Origin of the sequence: Mesorhizobium sp. M8A.F.Ca.ET.181.01.1.1 (genome assembly GCF_004792025.1) — a bacterium.
In the GTDB taxonomy this organism is placed as follows: Bacteria; Pseudomonadota; Alphaproteobacteria; order Rhizobiales; family Rhizobiaceae; genus Mesorhizobium.
The window spans coordinates 1-343 of the sequence record NZ_SRTV01000129.1; the positions used below are offsets into that span (position 1 = coordinate 1).

A 343-nucleotide genomic window follows, 5' to 3' on the forward strand; every position below is an offset into this window, starting at 1 on the left:
GCGCGAGTGGCCGCTCACCTGACAAGCGTAACGAAAAATCCGCGCGACGTTTCGGAAATGTCTTAAACCTGGCCGCATAGATGCAGCCATCAATCAGGAGTAGAAATCAGAACGGTTTGATCACGACGAGCGCAACCGCAGCCAGCATTCCGAGCACCGGCAGTTCGTTGAACATCCGATACCACTTATCCGAGCGACGGTTTTGCCCGCGTTCAAAAGTCCGCAGCAACACACCGCAGTAAGCGTGATAAATCACCAGCAACACGACCACGCCGACCTTCGCATGAATCCATCCCTGCCCTCGTCCGATTCCCACAACAAGCCAAAGCCACAGGCCGCAAGC

1 protein-coding gene is annotated in these 343 nt (G+C 55.7%); it reads right to left on the reverse strand.

From position 1 onward, the window contains the following. Nucleotides 1-106 precede the first annotated feature (106 nt). Nucleotides 107-343 (reverse strand): CopD family protein (locus EN824_RS33890; protein ID WP_189522278.1); only part of this gene is annotated, 237 nt, incomplete at its 5' end.